Genomic DNA, 14,183 nt, shown 5'->3' with positions numbered 1-14,183 from the left:
GGAGCAGAAGGAGTCGCAAAGCGCTCCAGCATCCCGACCCGCCAACACCAAGTCTACGAACCCTCCGGCAGCTTGACATCCCTTAGGAACTCAGTTTCGCCAACTTCGACAGAACTCTCGGCCACGCAGTACCGGAGCCAGGTGACGCCGGGCAGGAAGGTCTCGACGTTCGCCAGCGAGAGGTCGAGGTGGCGGGTGAAGGAATCGTGCCAACGGGGCGCGTCGCCGATCAGGACGGGGTGGATGAGCAGGCACAGTTCGTCCACGAGGCCTTGGTCGATCATTGCCCCGAGCAACCCGCCGCCGCTGTCGACGCGGACGAGCCTGGCGCCCCGTCGGCCGAGATGGTCGAGGCACTCGGCCAGGTCGACGTGGTCGTAGCCGGTGACGAGCTCCCGGATCAGGCTGTCGGCTCGACGGGCGGGGGTCAGCTCGGAGTACAGGGCTAGTACGTCGGACCAGTAGCCGAGCTCGCGGAGCGCCTCGAGATTGTGGACTCGGTGCCGGCTGTCGACGACCGCGAGGAGTGGGCCGGCGTCGCGGGGGCCGGGGCGTAGCGCAGTACGGACTGAGCTCTCTTGGGCGAGCAGGGTATCGGCGCCGATCAGCGTGACGTCCTCCTGCCAGAGCGTCGCCAGCGCATACAGGCGTGCGTGATCGGCCTCGAAGCCGGTTGTCGCACCGTCGAGCGAGACCGCGAGTTGAGCCACCACGTGAGGTCGCATGGCTTCGACCCTAGGAGCCGCCACCGACAGAAATATTTACAGAGGAGCCTTTGCAGAGAAGCCTCTGCAAGCTAGAGTCGCGGCTATGGACAAGCCGATGCGCAGGATCGACGCGCGCAGCCTGCGGGGGCTCGCGCATCCGTTGCGGATGCAGATCATCGAGGCGCTGGAGCTGGACGGGGCGGCGACGTCGACCGGACTGTCGGCGCGGCTGGGTGAGAGCACGGGGACGATCAGCTGGCATCTGCGGCTGCTCGCCGAGCACGGGTACATCGAGGAAGAGGTCGAGCGCGGCACCAAGCGGGAGCGCTGGTGGCGGATCCCTCCCGGTCGTACCGTCCTCAATCCGGCCGATTTCCGCGACGATCCCGAGACGAGCGGCGCACTGAAGGTCTATCTGGCGGACCTGGTCGAGCGCTACTACGACCGGGTACGCCGGTACGTCGACGAGAACTGGCCCGGCGAATGGCAACACGCCGCCGCCCTCTCCGACTGGCGCGACCTCAAGCTCACCCCCGAGCAACTGTTCGCCCTCAACGAAGAACTCGGCCAGGTCATCGACCGCTACACCGAGAGCGCGCTCGCCCCAGCCGGGGACGATCGAGCGATGCCCGTCATCGTGCAACTGCAGTCGTTCCCGCGGAAGCCGGGATGAGCGGGCGGGCGGCGACCCCGGACTCCGGGCTGCCAGCGGGTGCCGGCCGGAGTTTGCTGCTGAGGCATCGGGATTTTCGGTGGTTCTGGGTTGGGGAGACGGTCAATCGGTTCGGTAGTTCGGTGTCGACGGTGGCGTTGCCGTTGATCGCTGTTTCGGTGCTTCAGGCAACGACTTTCCAGGTCGGACTGTTGAGTGCGGCCGCTTGGCTGCCATGGTTGCTGATCGGGTTGCCGGTCGGTGCGTGGGTCGATCGGTGGGCGCGTCGGCCGATCATGCAGCTCACCTCGGCCGTCTCGTTGATCCTCTTCGCGAGCATTCCGCTCGCCGACCACGCGGGCGTACTGACGATCGAGTTGCTGCTGGCCATCGCAGTACTGACAGGTGTTGCCTCAGTTTTCTTCCAGACCGCCTACACCGCATATCTACCTAACCTTCTGCAGCAAGCGGATCAGGCCGAGGGCAACGCGAAACTCCACGGCAGCGCCTCGGCCGCACAGATCGCCGGAGTCGGCTGCGGTGGCGTGATCGTGCAGGCGGCCGGCGCAGTCAACGGCATGTACGTCGACGCCTCCACCTTCCTGATCGCTCTCCTCTGCATCTCCGCGATCCGGTACCGCGAACCGCGCCGCCCCGACGTCGACCACACCCCACTCGCCACCGAGGTCCTGGCCGGGCTCCGACTCGTCGCCGGCGACGTCTGGCTCCGCACGCTCACCATCTTCGGCGGCGTCTCCAACCTCGCCTTGATGGGCTACCAGTCGATCATCGTCGTCTTCCTCGTCCGCGAGGTCGGCGTCTCCCCCGGCGTCGTCGGCGCGCTGATCGCGATCGCCAGCAGCGGCGGAGTCGTCGGCGCCTTCCTCGGCCGACGCGTAGCCACAGCCATTGGTACTGCCCGCGCAACCCTCTTCTTCGAGCTGGCTCTGCCGACCCTCGCCCTCCTGATCCCCTTGACCACAAGGGGCCCCGGCCTCGCCCTCTACACCGCCGGCGCCTTCTGCATAGGCGTCGGAGTAGTCGCCGGCAACACGATCAAGCAGACCTTCCACCAGTCCTACTGCCCACCCGAGCTCCGCGGCCGCCTCGCCGCCAGTACGTCCTTCCTCAACTTCGGGACGATCCCTTTGGGCGCGTTGCTCGGCGGGACGCTAGGCGAAGTACTAGGCCTCCGTACCGCCCTCTGGATCACAACCGCAGGCGTACCCCTCGCCGGCCTGGTACTGCTCTGCTCCCCGATCCGGCGTCAACGCGACCTGCCGGGCGGCGAGTCGGTGGCGGTTGACTCACTGGAAGCGGGATTGCCCAGATGAGGGGCGGATCGCATCACCGGCTGCGCAGGCGTCAGAGTCGAGGTGGTGCGCGGGCCACCCGAAACGCTGTGCTGAACCGGGGAGGCAATTCGCCCGTTTCGGGGGTAGTTCCCACCCCAATCCCGTTACCCCAAAGGGGAAGTCCTCCCCAGGTAGCCCACCGCACCCGCGGGCAACCCCGGACCGCCACGCATGCACAACCCCAGCAGACCGCCCCGAAACGCCGGGGTAAGCGATTGCCAACCGAGTTACGTACGCACCCACACCCACTAGTTGCCGCCAGCCGATCGCCCCCGCAATCCCGCAACCGCGCGCGCCCCCGTGGCGCGCGGACCACGCAACCACAGCAACGCCGAGCCGGCATCCCGGGGATCACCAAGGCAGCGCGGTACCGGCAGTTGCGGCTGACTCGAGTCGGGCGCGGATCGACTGACGGGCGCGGTCGTAGATGGCGCCGTCGTCGGCACGGAGCAGCGAGGCGAGGTTCGCCGAGTCGTAGTAGGCGTTCAACTCGAAGGCGAGCTGCGCTGGATCTGCCGCCAACTCACCGGCCGTGATTGCTTCCGCAATGGTCTGCTCGACCAGGGCGATCCACTCCTGATTCACCTCGGCCAAGTAGTCATGCACAGCCCCAACCCGCGCGCCGTACTCATAGGACGCCTTGGCGAAGAAGCAGCCGCCCGGGAAGACGCGGCGCTCGGAGTAGTCGAGCCAGGACTCACTCAACGCCCAGACGCGACCCAGGCCCGGCTCAACCGCGAAGGCAGGCTCGACCACAGCTTCGGCGTAGATCCGGCGAGCCGCGCGGACCGTCGCCAGCTGCAGCTCTTCCTTCGATCCGAAGTGCGCGAACACCCCACCCTTGCTGAGCTCCAGTTCCTTGGCCAGCCGCCCGATCGACAGGCCTTCCAGCCCGTCCACCGAGGCGATGTCGACCGCTTTGCCCAGCACGATCCGCCGGGTCTGGTCGCCCCGAACCAGCCGTCCGTCGACACGCGTCTCCACCGCCACCTCCTGTGCCGGAGATCCTAGTTCGCTTGACCTTCCGACGTTCACAAACTAATAATACGACCGTTCGTATAGTTTGCCTAGCGGAGGAGCGAGCGGTGATCGTCGAGGTAGTGCGGGCGAGTCTGAAGGTGATGCCGCCACGGATCGCCGGCCGGGTGGCGTTCGAGTTGTGGCGACGGCCGTTGGCGCGCGGCAAGGTGCGCACAATCGAGCGCGAGGTGCACGAGGCGGCAAGCATCAAGGTGGTCGACGGGGTGGTGACCTACGCGTGGGGCGATGGCGAACGACCGGTGCTCCTCGTCCATGGCTGGCGATCGCGGGCTTCGCGGTACTACGCGTTCGTCGAGCGGCTGCTCGAGCTCGGGTACAGCCCGGTCTCGTACGACGCTCCCGGGCACGGCGACACCGTGGTGAAGGCCGGGACGATCCTCGACCACCAGCGGATCATCAACCGACTGTCCGCCGAGCACGGCACCTTCGAGGGCGTGATCGCGCACTCGCTCGGCGTCCCGTTCGTCCTGTACGCCCTCCGCGAAGGAGTCGAGGCCCGGCGGGTGGTGACGATCAGCGGGCCGGCCGAGTTCGGCTACCTGGTCGACGCGTTCTGTCGCGAGCTCGGGCTCGGCTCCAAGGTCGATGCGGGGCTGAGGAAGGCGATCGAGCGCGGGCTGTTCGACGGGGACGAGACGATCTGGGCGAAGTACTCGGTGTCAGAAGGCGCGACGGAGCTGCTGGCGATCCACAACGACGAGGACGACGTGGTCGATCCGAGTCAGGCGCCGATCCTGCTGAAGAGGTACGGATCGAAGGCGCACTTCCTGCAGACCAACGGCCTCGGTCATCGCCGGATCATGGTCGATCCGGAGGTGATCACCGAGGCCGTGGCCTACATACAGGACCAGCTGAGCATCCAGGACTCAGATGTCGCGGAACGTCTCGATCTGGGCGCCTAGCGAGTTGAGCCGGGCGGCGAGTTCCTCGTAGCCGCGGTTGATCACGTAGACCGAGCGCAGCACCGACGTACCCTTCGCCGCCATCATCGCGATCAGCGTGACGACCGCGGGACGCAGGGCCGGCGGGCACATGATCTCGGCGCCGGAGAAGTGCGTCGGGCCCTCGACCATCACCCGGTGCGGGTCGAGCAGCTTGACCCGGCCGCCGAGCTTGTTCAGGTCGGTCAGGTAGATCGCGCGGTTCTCGTAGACCCAGTCGTGGATCAGCGTCTGACCGGTGGCCGTCGCCGCGATCACCGCGAAGAACGGCAGGTTGTCGATGTTCAGGCCCGGGAACGGCATCGGGTGGATCTTGTCGATCGGCGCGTGCAGCGTGGACGGCCGGGTGGTCAGGTCGACCAGCCGGGTCCGGCCGTTCTCGGCCAGGTACTCGTCGGTGCGGCTGTAGTCGAGGCCCATCTCCTCCAGCAGCGCCAGCTCGATCTCGAGGAACTCGATCGGCGCCCGCCGGATGGTGATCTCCGAGCTCGTCACGATCGCCGCGGTGAGCAGGCTCATCGCCTCGATCGGGTCCTCGGACGGCGCGTAGTCGACGTCGACGTCGATGTCCGGCGTGCCGTGCACGGTCAGCGTGGTCGAGCCGACGCCGTCGATCTTCACGCCGAGCAGGTCGAGGTAGAAGCACAGATCCTGGACCATGTAGTTCGACGAGGCGTTGCGGATCACCGTGACCCCGTCGTACCGCGCGGCGGCCATGATCGCGTTCTCGGTCACGGTATCGCCGCGCTCGGTCAGTACGATCGGCTTGCCCGGCGTGATCGCCCGGTTGACCAGCGCGTGGTACTCCCCCGCGGTCGCCTTGATCTCCAGGCCGAACGGGCGCAGCGCCGACATGTGCGGCTCGACGGTCCGGGTGCCGAGGTCGCAGCCACCGGCGTACGGCAGCGCGAAGGTGTCCTCGCGGTGCAGCAGCGGGCCGAGGAACATGATGATGCTGCGGGTCCGGCGGGCCGCCTCGGCGTCCATCCCGGCCAGATCGAGGTGCTCCGGCGGCACGATCTCCAGGTCGCCGGCGTCGTTCAGCCAGGTCGTCTTCACGCCGATCGAGTTCAGTACCTCGAGCAGCCGGTTGACCTCTTCGATCCGCGCGACCTTGCGCAGTGTCGTCCGGCCCTTGTTCAAAAGACTGGCGCACAACAGCGCCACACCGGCGTTCTTGGAGGACTTCACATCGATGGATCCGGACAGTTGGCGTCCACCTACGACACGGAGGTGGACCGGACCGCCACCGAGAGAGACAATCTCGGAGTCGAGTGCTTCGCCGATCCGGGCGAGCATCTCGAGAGTGAGGTTCTGATGGCCCTTTTCGATCCGGTTCACCGCACTTTGACTGGTGCCCAGCACGTCGGCGAGCTGGGTCTGCGTCCAGCCACGGTGCTTGCGGGCATCCCGGATGAGATTGCCGATCCGGCTCAGGTAGTCATCAGTCATGCGCCGGACCTTATCTCACATGTGAGATACCTCTGCACCGACCCGCCGCCTACAGCGTAGCCAAGGTCACGACGCACCGACCGCCAACCCCGGTGCATCCCCCGCGTCATAGTCTTAGCCATTCCGACCGCCCGGAGAGGAACCATCGATGCCCGACGACGTTCACACCGCGGGTGTGACCGAGTTCGAGGCGGAGTCCTGGCCGCTTGAAGCGGCTGCCGAAGGCTTGCACCAGGTCATCGACGGCTTCCAGAACGGCGACACCCGGCCGCTGGTGATCGGTGACGGCGATCAGCCGGTGCTGGTCGTGCTCGCGATCGCCGACCTCGCCGACTTCCGCGCCCGGATCGCCGAACTGCTGGGCAACCCGGTCGACGCCGGCTGGTTGCGCTACTACCTCCGCTCCACCTTCGACATGAGCTCGGAGACCCTCGTCGAGCAACTCGGGGTGGACGCCGACCACGGCCTGTCGTCCCTGGCCAGCCAGGTGAACGTCGAGCAGGCCGCCGTACTGCTGCCCGACCATCTGAGAAGGACCGAGGCCGGCGGCAACCCGCTGATGCTGATCGGCGACGGGATGCTCGCGACCGCGGCCCTGATCGCGTTCCCCGCGTTCTCGGTGCTGCTCGCGATGGAGAGCGACGGCAAGACCGACGACGACTCCTGCGCGCACGACGAGGAGGAGAAGCCGACCACCCCGCTCGAGGTGCTCGCCGAGCGGCTCGGGCCGATCTCCACCCAGCTCGTCGCCCGGATCAACGCGGGACGCGAGCCGGGACTGCCGAAGTACGACCTGCACTTCGAGGACGACCTGATCGAGCACCTGCGCGACCTGGAGAACCGGGCGCAGGCGGCTCCGGGCGGCGGCGCGTACGACGAGCTGAACGATCTGCTGCACTCGTTCGACCAGATGCGCAGCGGTGAGCTCGCGGACGAGGAGGCCGAGTTCGACGAGGACGAGACCGAGGCGCCGTACATCGAGGTGACCGACCTGCCGGCCGCGTTCCCCGAGGTCCGGGACGCGTTCCGCTCCGGCGCCGACGACCCGTACCTGATCGGCATCGGCGGCAGCCCGCTGGCCGGCCTGATCTCCTACGACCTGTACGAGATGCTGCAGAAGGTCTCGGTCGAGATGGACGGCACCGAGGAGGCGCCGGTCCTGCCGCTGCCCGCGCCGCTGTGGGACGACGGCCCCGAGATCGTCCCGTTCGACGCCGCCGTCGCGGTCTGCCCGGCCGTCATCGAGGACATCTCCAACGGCGACGCGTCGATGCTGTTCGTCGCCGACGACGAGACGGGCGAACCCGAGATGGTGCTCGCCCCACTCGTCTGGCTGTGGGCCTACGTCGACTACCTCGAACTCGAACCGACCGAGGTCTGACCTGTACTTCGTCCCGCCCGCGTCACGCCGGCGGGAAGCGCTTCTCCCACTCCTGCAGCATGACGATCTCGTAGACGTCGGCCTCGGTGTACGGGTCCTTGGCGATGATGCCGCGGACCTCCGCCTCGTCGGCGACGTCGTAGATCAGCAACGCACCGCTCGCATCGGCGAACGGTCCGGCGGCGTGCAGCTTGCCGGCGGCGTACAGCTCGGCGAGGTACTCCCGGTGGGTCGGCATGACCTCCAGCCGGCGTTCCGGATCGGTGAACTTCAGCGTGAGCGCGAAAAGGGCCATGGCCTCAACCCTATCCAGGGAGACCATGGCCCGCTCGCCATCTCACGTTGGTGCGGGAAGGGAGTCACGAGCCGCCACAGCGGCTGGTTCAGGTCGGACCCTAAAGTCGACGGTGATCGCCCTTCCCGCTCGGTTATTTTGACCACCGGATCAGCTGGATGCAAGAGGTTGGTTAAGGCGATTTGCAGCGGTCAGTCTCGTCAGGTAACGCTTCGTGATCGACCCCCCGGCGGCGTTGATGAGAGCGCTTACACACTCGTACAGTCCGTTACGCTGCTCAGAAGTCAAGACCCGGTGACCGGAGTAAGAACTCAGCAGATCTAGGTACTCCGCGGCCGAATAGCGCTGTTCCCACTCGTACTGACGGACAACGACCGACCCGAACCGCCCACTTGCGTCGATCTCGGCGGTGTCCTCCTGCGGTATTTCGTCCGCCCCGCGCATTCCGGTCTCGTCCGCATCGTCGGTGAAGCGCCGATAGCAGTCCCGGACGTCGATCCAGAACTGCTCGCTACCGCCGGCGATGTGATGGGTCGAGACGATCGCCAGCAGTCCACCCGGCCGGAGCGCATCGGCCGACTTCGGCACCCGTACCTCCGGGTCGATCCAGTGGAACGCCGTTGCCGACAGCACCAGGTCGAACCTCTCCGCCGGCAACGGCCAGCTCTCGAAGGCAGCCGTGATCACCTCGAGCTCCGGCAGATTCGTCCGAGCCACCCGGCCGAGCTCCGGACTCAACTCGACCGCCTTCACCGACCAGCCACGCTCCAGCATCGGCCTCGTCGCCTGCCCCGTCCCGCAACCGATCTCCAGCACCCGCGGCCGCTGCGGATCCTCCAGCAGCCTGGCGATGTCGTCATACAGGCGAAGTGGGTACGTCGGCCGGACCCGGTCGTACAGTTCCGCGTCCTCCCCGAACGTCCGACGCAAGCTCTCCCGACTCATTGCTGCAGGCTAGCGCCCCTGATGTGCGTGCTTCGTCTGGTTCAGTGCTCACTGCTCCTCGGACCGCCTGCGGCGGCGAGGGTGGACCATGAACTGTTCCGGAAAGGTCCAATCGAACCGGACGGCGGCCAGGCGCACGAGCGTCGTGACCACCACGCAGACAACTCCCGCGATCGGGACAGACGTGCCGAGTCCGACGAGCAGGACGAGCACTGCCGTGCCGGCGCCCGCCGCGACGGCATACAGGGTGCCCACGTGCAGGAAAGAGAAGGACAGGCCCAGCATCACGTCGCGCAGCATCCCGCCGCCGATGGCTCCGATGACGCCGACCACCACAGCCCCGGCCACGCCGATGCCGAGGGACAGTGCCTTCGAGGCGCCGATGGCTCCGAACAGGCCCATCACGACGGCGTCGAGGAGCACGGTGATGAGCCAGTTCCCTCGTGCGAGCACCGGTTGCAGCACCATACCGAGGATCGCCGTGGTACCGGCCACGGTCAGGTACCAGTTGCTCCACACCACGACCGGAGGTTGATTGAGCACGAGGTCGCGGAGCAGGCTCCCTCCGAGCGCGACCGCGAGTCCGATGACGATCACGCCGAACACGTCGATGCGGCGAGATCTGACGCCCGCGGCGAAGAGTGCCCCTTGGAGACCGCCTAATCCGGCGGCCAGGAGTTCGATCCAGAGCGACACCTGGAACGGGGTGATCGACATGTCATCCCTCCGGACAGCTGGGCCGGCGCGCGCTCGGCGCGAGCGCCGGGCCCAGCGTCAACAGCGGCTCAGCGGCTCAGCGGCTCAGCGGCTCAGCGGCTCAGCGGCTCAGCGACCGGCCTTCGCGGCCTCGTCGATCGTGTCGGCGACGACGCCGGCCTGCGTCATGAAGACGGCATGGCTGGCGGACACGTTGGTGATCTTCGCGCCGCTGCGGGTCGCCATGCGCTGCAGCATCGCCTGGTCGAACGCCTTGTCCTCGGTCGCGATGACGGCCCAGGTGGGCTTGTCGCGCCAAGCGGCGTTCTTCACCGCCGTACCGAATACCGACATGTTGATCGGGATCTGCGAGTCCCGCAGGAAAGCGACGTCCGCGTCGCTCGCGTCGTGGGCGAACCCGGCCTTGAACTTGTCGTGGTTGAGGAAGCCGTAACCGTCCTCACCGACGTCGATCACGAAGTCCGGCGTCGCCGCGAAGCCCTCGTACTGCTGGCTCGTGGTCTCGCCGGCGTCGGGCGCCAGCGCGGAGACGTAGACCAGACCGGCCACGTTCGGGTGGACTCCGGCCTCGGTGATGACCGTGCCACCCCAGGAGTGGGCGACGAGGATCGCGGGGCCGTCCTGCCGGTCCAGCATACGAGTGGTGGCTGCCACATCGTCCTCGAGTGAGGTGAGCGGGTTCTGCACGATCGTCACTTGGTAGCCGCGCGCGGTCAGGTTGTCGTACACGCCCCGCCAGCCCGAGCCGTCGGCGAAGGCGCCGTGCACCAGTACGACGTTCTTGATCTCCTGTTCCGTGCTCATGCTCTGGTCTCCCTTCCCGCATCGGGAGGTCCCGAGCGGCTGCTGTGAAGAGCCCGGCGACCGCCAGCGCTCTGATATGCAATATATTGGAGCCGGGTTCGGAAGACAAGAGTCGTTCAGGATTCCGTAGGTGAGGGGCGTTGAGTGCAATATGTTGCAATGCCGATTCCCCAGGGCAGTCCAGCCGTAGACCGCACCCTTCTGCGCGACGACGTCTACCGTCGCCTCCGCGACGCCATCGTCGACGGAACGTTCCGGCCGGGAGAGCAACTCAAGGACGTCGAACTCGCCGAATGGCTGGGGGTGAGCCGGACCCCGGTGCGCGAAGCGCTGCTGCGCCTCGGGGCGAGTGGACTGGTGGTGGCACTGCCGGGTCGATCCACGACGGTCAGCTCCATCGACATCCAGGTGGTGCGCGACGCGAAGGACGTCGTCGCCGCGATGCACGAGTTGGCGGTACGACAGGTGACGGGGCGGATCAGCGCACACGACGTGGACCGGATGCGGGACGCGAATCGCCGGTTCGCCGCGGCGGTGGAGTCGGGCGATGTGAGTGCGGCCCTGGATGCGGACGAGGAACTGCACCGGATCCCGGTCGCCCTACTCGGCAATCAGGCCCTCGACGCGGTGATCGAACGCTTCGACCCACTGATCCGCCGCGCGGAGCGATTGCGCTTCGGCGTTGACGGCGGGGTGTCGATCAGTCGGCACGAGCAGCTGATCGATCTCATCGAGGCCGGCGACGCGGAAGGCGCCGCATCGGTGGCGTTCGACATCTGGCACAGCCTCGCGGTCGACGAGAACCCCGAAGCCGAGGGCTGACCTGATGGTGGCCTGTACTGACCACCGCACCACGATGTCCCCGACACATCGCGGTGCGGTGTGCGGACCTCAGTCCAGAGCGGCGCGGCCTGCTTCGAGGCGGGCGACGGGGATGCGGAAGGGTGAGCAGGAGACGTAGTCGAGGCCGACCTCGTGGAAGAAGTGGATGCTGTCCGGGTCGCCGCCGTGCTCGCCGCAGATGCCGAGCTTGAGGTCGGGACGCGTGGACCGGCCGCGCTCGGCACCCATCCGGACCAGGGCGCCAACGCCTTCGCGGTCGATCGACTCGAACGGCGAGACCGCGAAGATGCCCTTCTCCAGGTACTTCGAGAAGAACGAGCCCTCCACGTCGTCGCGGCTGAAGCCCCACGTCATCTGGGTCAGGTCGTTGGTACCGAACGAGAAGAACTCGGCCGCCTCCGCGATCTGCTCCGCCGTCACCGCCGCCCGGGGCAGCTCGATCATCGTGCCGATCGGTGTCGACCACTCGACGCCCTCGGCCGCGGCGACCTCGGTCAGCACCGCCTCGACCTCGTCACGGCTGAACTGCAGCTCTTGGACCGCGGCGACGAGCGGGATCATGATCTCCGGCCGCGGATCCTGGCCGGCCTTCTTCAGTTCGGCAGCGGCCGACGCGATCGCCCGGACCTGCATCTTGAACAGACCCGGGATCACCAGCCCGAGCCGTACGCCGCGCAGACCGAGCATCGGGTTCTGCTCGTGCAGCCGCTCAACCGCGGTGAGCAGGACGGCGTCGCGTCCCGGCTCCTCGCCACGCTCCTTCGCCAGCGCGACCTTGACGGCCAGCTCGGTCAGCGGCGGCAGGAACTCGTGCAGCGGCGGGTCGATCAACCGGATCGTCACCGGCAGCCCGTCCATCGCGTCCAGTAGCTCCAGGAAGTCCTTACGCTGCAGGGGTTCCAGTACTGCGAGCGCCGCGTCGCTCTCCTCCGCCGAGTCCGCCAGGATCAGCCGCTCGACGGCCTCCCGGCGCTCCCCGAGGAACATGTGCTCGGTCCGGCACAGACCGATGCCCTGGGCACCGAACCGGCGGGCGCGGGCAGCATCCTCGCCAGTGTCGGCATTCGTCCGTACGTCGAGACGCCGGGTCTCATCGGCATGCGTGATCAGCCGGTCCACGGCGGCGACGAGCTCATCGCCGGCGTCGGCCGCCAGCGTCCCCTCGAAGTACTGCACGACCGGCGACGGGACGACCGGTACCTCGCCGGCGAACACCTCGCCCGTCGTGCCGTCGATCGAGATCACGTCGCCCTCGGCCAGCGCGCGGCCCTTGACGTTGATGGTGCGGGCCGCGACATCGACGTCGAGGTCCTCGGCACCGCAGACACAGGTCTTGCCCATGCCGCGGGCGACGACGGCAGCGTGCGACGTCTTGCCGCCGCGGCTGGTCAAGACGCCCTGGGCGGCGATCATGCCGTGCAAGTCGTCGGGGTTGGTCTCCCGGCGTACCAGGATGACCTTCTCGCCACGGTCGGCGGCCTCGACCGCTGCCGCCGAGGTGCAGACGACCTTGCCGGACGCGGCACCCGGCGAGGCACCGATCGCCTTGGTGACAAGGTCCTTCGCCGCGTCGTCGTCGAACCGCGGGAACATCAGCTGGGCCAGCTGCGCGCCCTTCACCCGGCGCAGCGCCTCGTCGATGTCGATCACGCCCTCGTCGACCAGGCTGGTCGCGATCCGGAACGCGGCGCCGGCCGTCCGCTTGCCGACGCGCGTCTGCAGCATCCACAGCTTGCCGCGCTCGACGGTGAACTCGATGTCGCACAGGTCGCGGTAGTGGCCTTCGAGTTTGGCCATGATCGTCATCAGGTCGTCGTACGACGCCTTGTCGATCTGCTCCAGATCAGCCAGCGGGACCGTGTTGCGGATACCCGCGACGACGTCCTCGCCCTGCGCGTTCTGCAGGTAGTCGCCGTACACGCCGGGCTGGCCGCTCGACGGGTCGCGGGTGAACGCGACACCCGTTCCGGAGTCCATCCCGAGATTGCCGAACACCATCGAGCAGATGTTCACCGCCGTGCCGAGGTCGGTGGCGATCCGCTCCTGGCGGCGGTACAGGATCGCGCGCTCGGAGTTCCAGGAGCCGAAGACGGCCTCGATCGCGAGGTCCATCTGCGCCCGCGGGTCCTGCGGGAACTCGCGGCCGGTGTGCTCGTGCACGGCCGCCTTGAAGTTCTGTACCAGCGCCTTCAGGTCGTCCGCGTCCAGGTCCAGGTCGTTCTTGGTCCCCTTGGCCTGCTTAGCCGCCTCGATCGCGTCCTCGAAGATGTCGCCTTCCATCCCGAGCACGGTCTTGCCGAACATCTGGATCAGCCGCCGGTAGGCGTCCCAGGCGAACCGCGGGTTGCCGGAGTGGTGCGCGAGACCGTTCACCGAGTCGTCGTTGAGGCCGACGTTGAGCACCGTCTCCATCATGCCGGGCATCGACACGGCGGCGCCGGAACGGACCGAGACGAGCAGCGGGTCGTCGGCCTGGCCGAGCTTCTTGCCCATCTTCTGCTCGAGCTCGGCGACGTGGTGGTCGATCTCGTCGGCCAGCTCGGGCGGTACGGAACCGGTCTGCAGGAAGACCTTGCAGGCGTCGGCGGTGATGGTGAAGCCGGGCGGTACCGGCAGACCCAGGTTGGTCATCTCGGCGAGGTTGGCCCCCTTGCCACCGAGAAGCTCCTTCATGGATTTGTTGCCTTCGGCGAAGTCGTAGACGAGTTTCGGCACGGTGACTCCCTGAGGTGTGGGCCCGAGATTGGACGGCGACTGTCGCGGCGTGGTGACCGCTGGCCCGACGACTCCAATGGCGACGGCGTCTTTTCAGAGTAAGCCAGAAAACCAGTCCAGTTGAACACTGGTCTCACGCTGAGACGCGTGATGCTGCCCACATGTGATGGCCGGAAACCCCTTACCACGTTGACAACGCAGGACATCCAGCGGTTCTGCCAAGGAATGGCGACCTTGGACAGGCAAGTGCGACCTTGAACACCGAACGGCGACCTTGAACAAGTAATTACTTGTTCAAGGTGGGGGTTGGGGGTTGAAGGTGGTGGGTTGAGGCC

Annotated in this window: 13 protein-coding genes; 5 read left to right on the top strand and 8 right to left on the bottom strand. The window is 67.2% G+C overall.

The annotated features are described in order from the left end of the window. Window positions 1-53: 53 nt before the first annotated feature. Window positions 54-725: a RibD family protein gene (locus tag AB0M15_RS41695; RefSeq protein ID WP_363832897.1), complete on the bottom strand. Its 672-nt coding sequence runs from the start codon at window positions 723-725 to the stop codon at window positions 54-56. Between the two features lie 85 nt (window positions 726-810). Between AB0M15_RS41695 and AB0M15_RS41690 the strand changes: the two genes are divergently transcribed. Together AB0M15_RS41690 and AB0M15_RS41685 are read left to right on the top strand one after the other, a co-directional pair. Then, a complete protein-coding gene (locus tag AB0M15_RS41690; RefSeq protein ID WP_363832895.1) occupies window positions 811-1,380 on the top strand; it encodes a winged helix-turn-helix domain-containing protein in 570 nt (189 codons plus the stop codon). Further along, window positions 1,377-2,693: an MFS transporter gene (locus tag AB0M15_RS41685; RefSeq protein WP_363832893.1), complete on the top strand. Its 1,317-nt coding sequence runs from the start codon at window positions 1,377-1,379 to the stop codon at window positions 2,691-2,693. The genes AB0M15_RS41690 and AB0M15_RS41685 overlap by 4 nt, the downstream gene beginning before the upstream one ends. 372 nt (window positions 2,694-3,065) lie before the next feature. Here AB0M15_RS41685 and AB0M15_RS41680 read toward each other — a convergent pair whose 3' ends face one another. Beyond that, entirely contained in the window at window positions 3,066-3,698 is a 633-nt protein-coding gene (locus AB0M15_RS41680; protein ID WP_363832891.1) for a TetR/AcrR family transcriptional regulator, read from the bottom strand. 101 nt (window positions 3,699-3,799) lie between these two features. On the opposite strand from AB0M15_RS41680, the gene AB0M15_RS41675 reads away from it, so the two are divergent. Further along, window positions 3,800-4,657, top strand: a complete 858-nt coding sequence (locus AB0M15_RS41675; RefSeq protein WP_363832889.1) for an alpha/beta hydrolase — start codon at window positions 3,800-3,802, stop codon at window positions 4,655-4,657. Here AB0M15_RS41675 and AB0M15_RS41670 read toward each other — a convergent pair. Further along, a complete protein-coding gene (locus tag AB0M15_RS41670; RefSeq protein ID WP_363832886.1) occupies window positions 4,622-6,148 on the bottom strand; it encodes a UDP-N-acetylglucosamine 1-carboxyvinyltransferase in 1,527 nt (508 codons plus the stop codon). The two genes, AB0M15_RS41675 and AB0M15_RS41670, sit on opposite strands and share 36 nt — an antisense overlap. Window positions 6,149-6,296: 148 nt before the next feature. Here AB0M15_RS41670 and AB0M15_RS41665 point away from each other — a divergent pair, with 148 nt between their 5' ends. Beyond that, the gene (locus AB0M15_RS41665; RefSeq protein WP_363832884.1) at window positions 6,297-7,529 is read left to right on the top strand and encodes a hypothetical protein; all 1,233 of its coding nucleotides are present in this window, start codon (window positions 6,297-6,299) and stop codon (window positions 7,527-7,529) included. Window positions 7,530-7,551: 22 nt separating this feature from the next. Here the strand turns inward: AB0M15_RS41665 and AB0M15_RS41660 are convergent, their stop codons facing one another. The 4 genes from AB0M15_RS41660 to AB0M15_RS41645 all read right to left on the bottom strand — a co-directional run bounded on the left by AB0M15_RS41660 (window position 7,552) and on the right by AB0M15_RS41645 (window position 10,290). Further along, entirely contained in the window at window positions 7,552-7,824 is a 273-nt protein-coding gene (locus tag AB0M15_RS41660; protein ID WP_363832882.1) for a YciI family protein, read from the bottom strand. Between the two features lie 150 nt (window positions 7,825-7,974). Then, a complete protein-coding gene (locus AB0M15_RS41655; RefSeq protein ID WP_363832880.1) occupies window positions 7,975-8,769 on the bottom strand; it encodes a class I SAM-dependent methyltransferase in 795 nt (264 codons plus the stop codon). Window positions 8,770-8,817: 48 nt separating this feature from the next. Further along, window positions 8,818-9,486 carry a TRIC cation channel family protein gene (locus AB0M15_RS41650; protein ID WP_363832877.1) on the bottom strand — a complete coding sequence of 223 codons (669 nt, stop codon included), beginning with the start codon at window positions 9,484-9,486 and terminating at the stop codon, window positions 8,818-8,820. Between the two features lie 108 nt (window positions 9,487-9,594). Beyond that, a complete protein-coding gene (locus tag AB0M15_RS41645; protein ID WP_363832875.1) occupies window positions 9,595-10,290 on the bottom strand; it encodes an alpha/beta hydrolase in 696 nt (231 codons plus the stop codon). Between the two features lie 159 nt (window positions 10,291-10,449). Here AB0M15_RS41645 and AB0M15_RS41640 point away from each other — a divergent pair, with 159 nt between their 5' ends. Beyond that, window positions 10,450-11,112 (top strand): GntR family transcriptional regulator, encoded by a 663-nt coding sequence (locus AB0M15_RS41640; RefSeq protein WP_363832874.1) that lies wholly within the window; start codon window positions 10,450-10,452, stop codon window positions 11,110-11,112. 69 nt (window positions 11,113-11,181) lie between these two features. Here AB0M15_RS41640 and ppdK read toward each other — a convergent pair whose 3' ends face one another. Next, a complete protein-coding gene (gene ppdK, locus AB0M15_RS41635) occupies window positions 11,182-13,848 on the bottom strand; it encodes a pyruvate, phosphate dikinase (RefSeq protein ID WP_363832872.1) in 2,667 nt (888 codons plus the stop codon). Between the last annotated feature and the right edge of the window lie 335 nt (window positions 13,849-14,183).

This window comes from Kribbella sp. NPDC051718 (assembly GCF_040681515.1).
GTDB lineage: Bacteria > Actinomycetota > Actinomycetes > Propionibacteriales > Kribbellaceae > Kribbella.
Note: the sequence above shows the minus strand (reverse complement) of the source record. Positions and strands in the feature narration are given on the sequence as shown.

What these genes read in the sequence shown, in the direction of transcription:
- AB0M15_RS41695 (WP_363832897.1), bottom strand. Translation starts at nt 725, where the DNA reads ATGCGACCTCACGTGGTGGCTCAACTCGCGGTCTCGCTCGACGGTGCG.
- AB0M15_RS41690 (WP_363832895.1), top strand. Translation starts at nt 811, where the DNA reads ATGGACAAGCCGATGCGCAGGATCGACGCGCGCAGCCTGCGGGGGCTC.
- AB0M15_RS41685 (WP_363832893.1), top strand. Translation starts at nt 1,377, where the DNA reads ATGAGCGGGCGGGCGGCGACCCCGGACTCCGGGCTGCCAGCGGGTGCC.
- AB0M15_RS41670 (WP_363832886.1), bottom strand. Translation starts at nt 6,148, where the DNA reads ATGACTGATGACTACCTGAGCCGGATCGGCAATCTCATCCGGGATGCC.
- AB0M15_RS41665 (WP_363832884.1), top strand. Translation starts at nt 6,297, where the DNA reads ATGCCCGACGACGTTCACACCGCGGGTGTGACCGAGTTCGAGGCGGAG.
- AB0M15_RS41660 (WP_363832882.1), bottom strand. Translation starts at nt 7,824, where the DNA reads ATGGCCCTTTTCGCGCTCACGCTGAAGTTCACCGATCCGGAACGCCGG.
- AB0M15_RS41655 (WP_363832880.1), bottom strand. Translation starts at nt 8,769, where the DNA reads ATGAGTCGGGAGAGCTTGCGTCGGACGTTCGGGGAGGACGCGGAACTG.
- AB0M15_RS41650 (WP_363832877.1), bottom strand. Translation starts at nt 9,486, where the DNA reads ATGTCGATCACCCCGTTCCAGGTGTCGCTCTGGATCGAACTCCTGGCC.
- AB0M15_RS41645 (WP_363832875.1), bottom strand. Translation starts at nt 10,290, where the DNA reads ATGAGCACGGAACAGGAGATCAAGAACGTCGTACTGGTGCACGGCGCC.
- AB0M15_RS41640 (WP_363832874.1), top strand. Translation starts at nt 10,450, where the DNA reads ATGCCGATTCCCCAGGGCAGTCCAGCCGTAGACCGCACCCTTCTGCGC.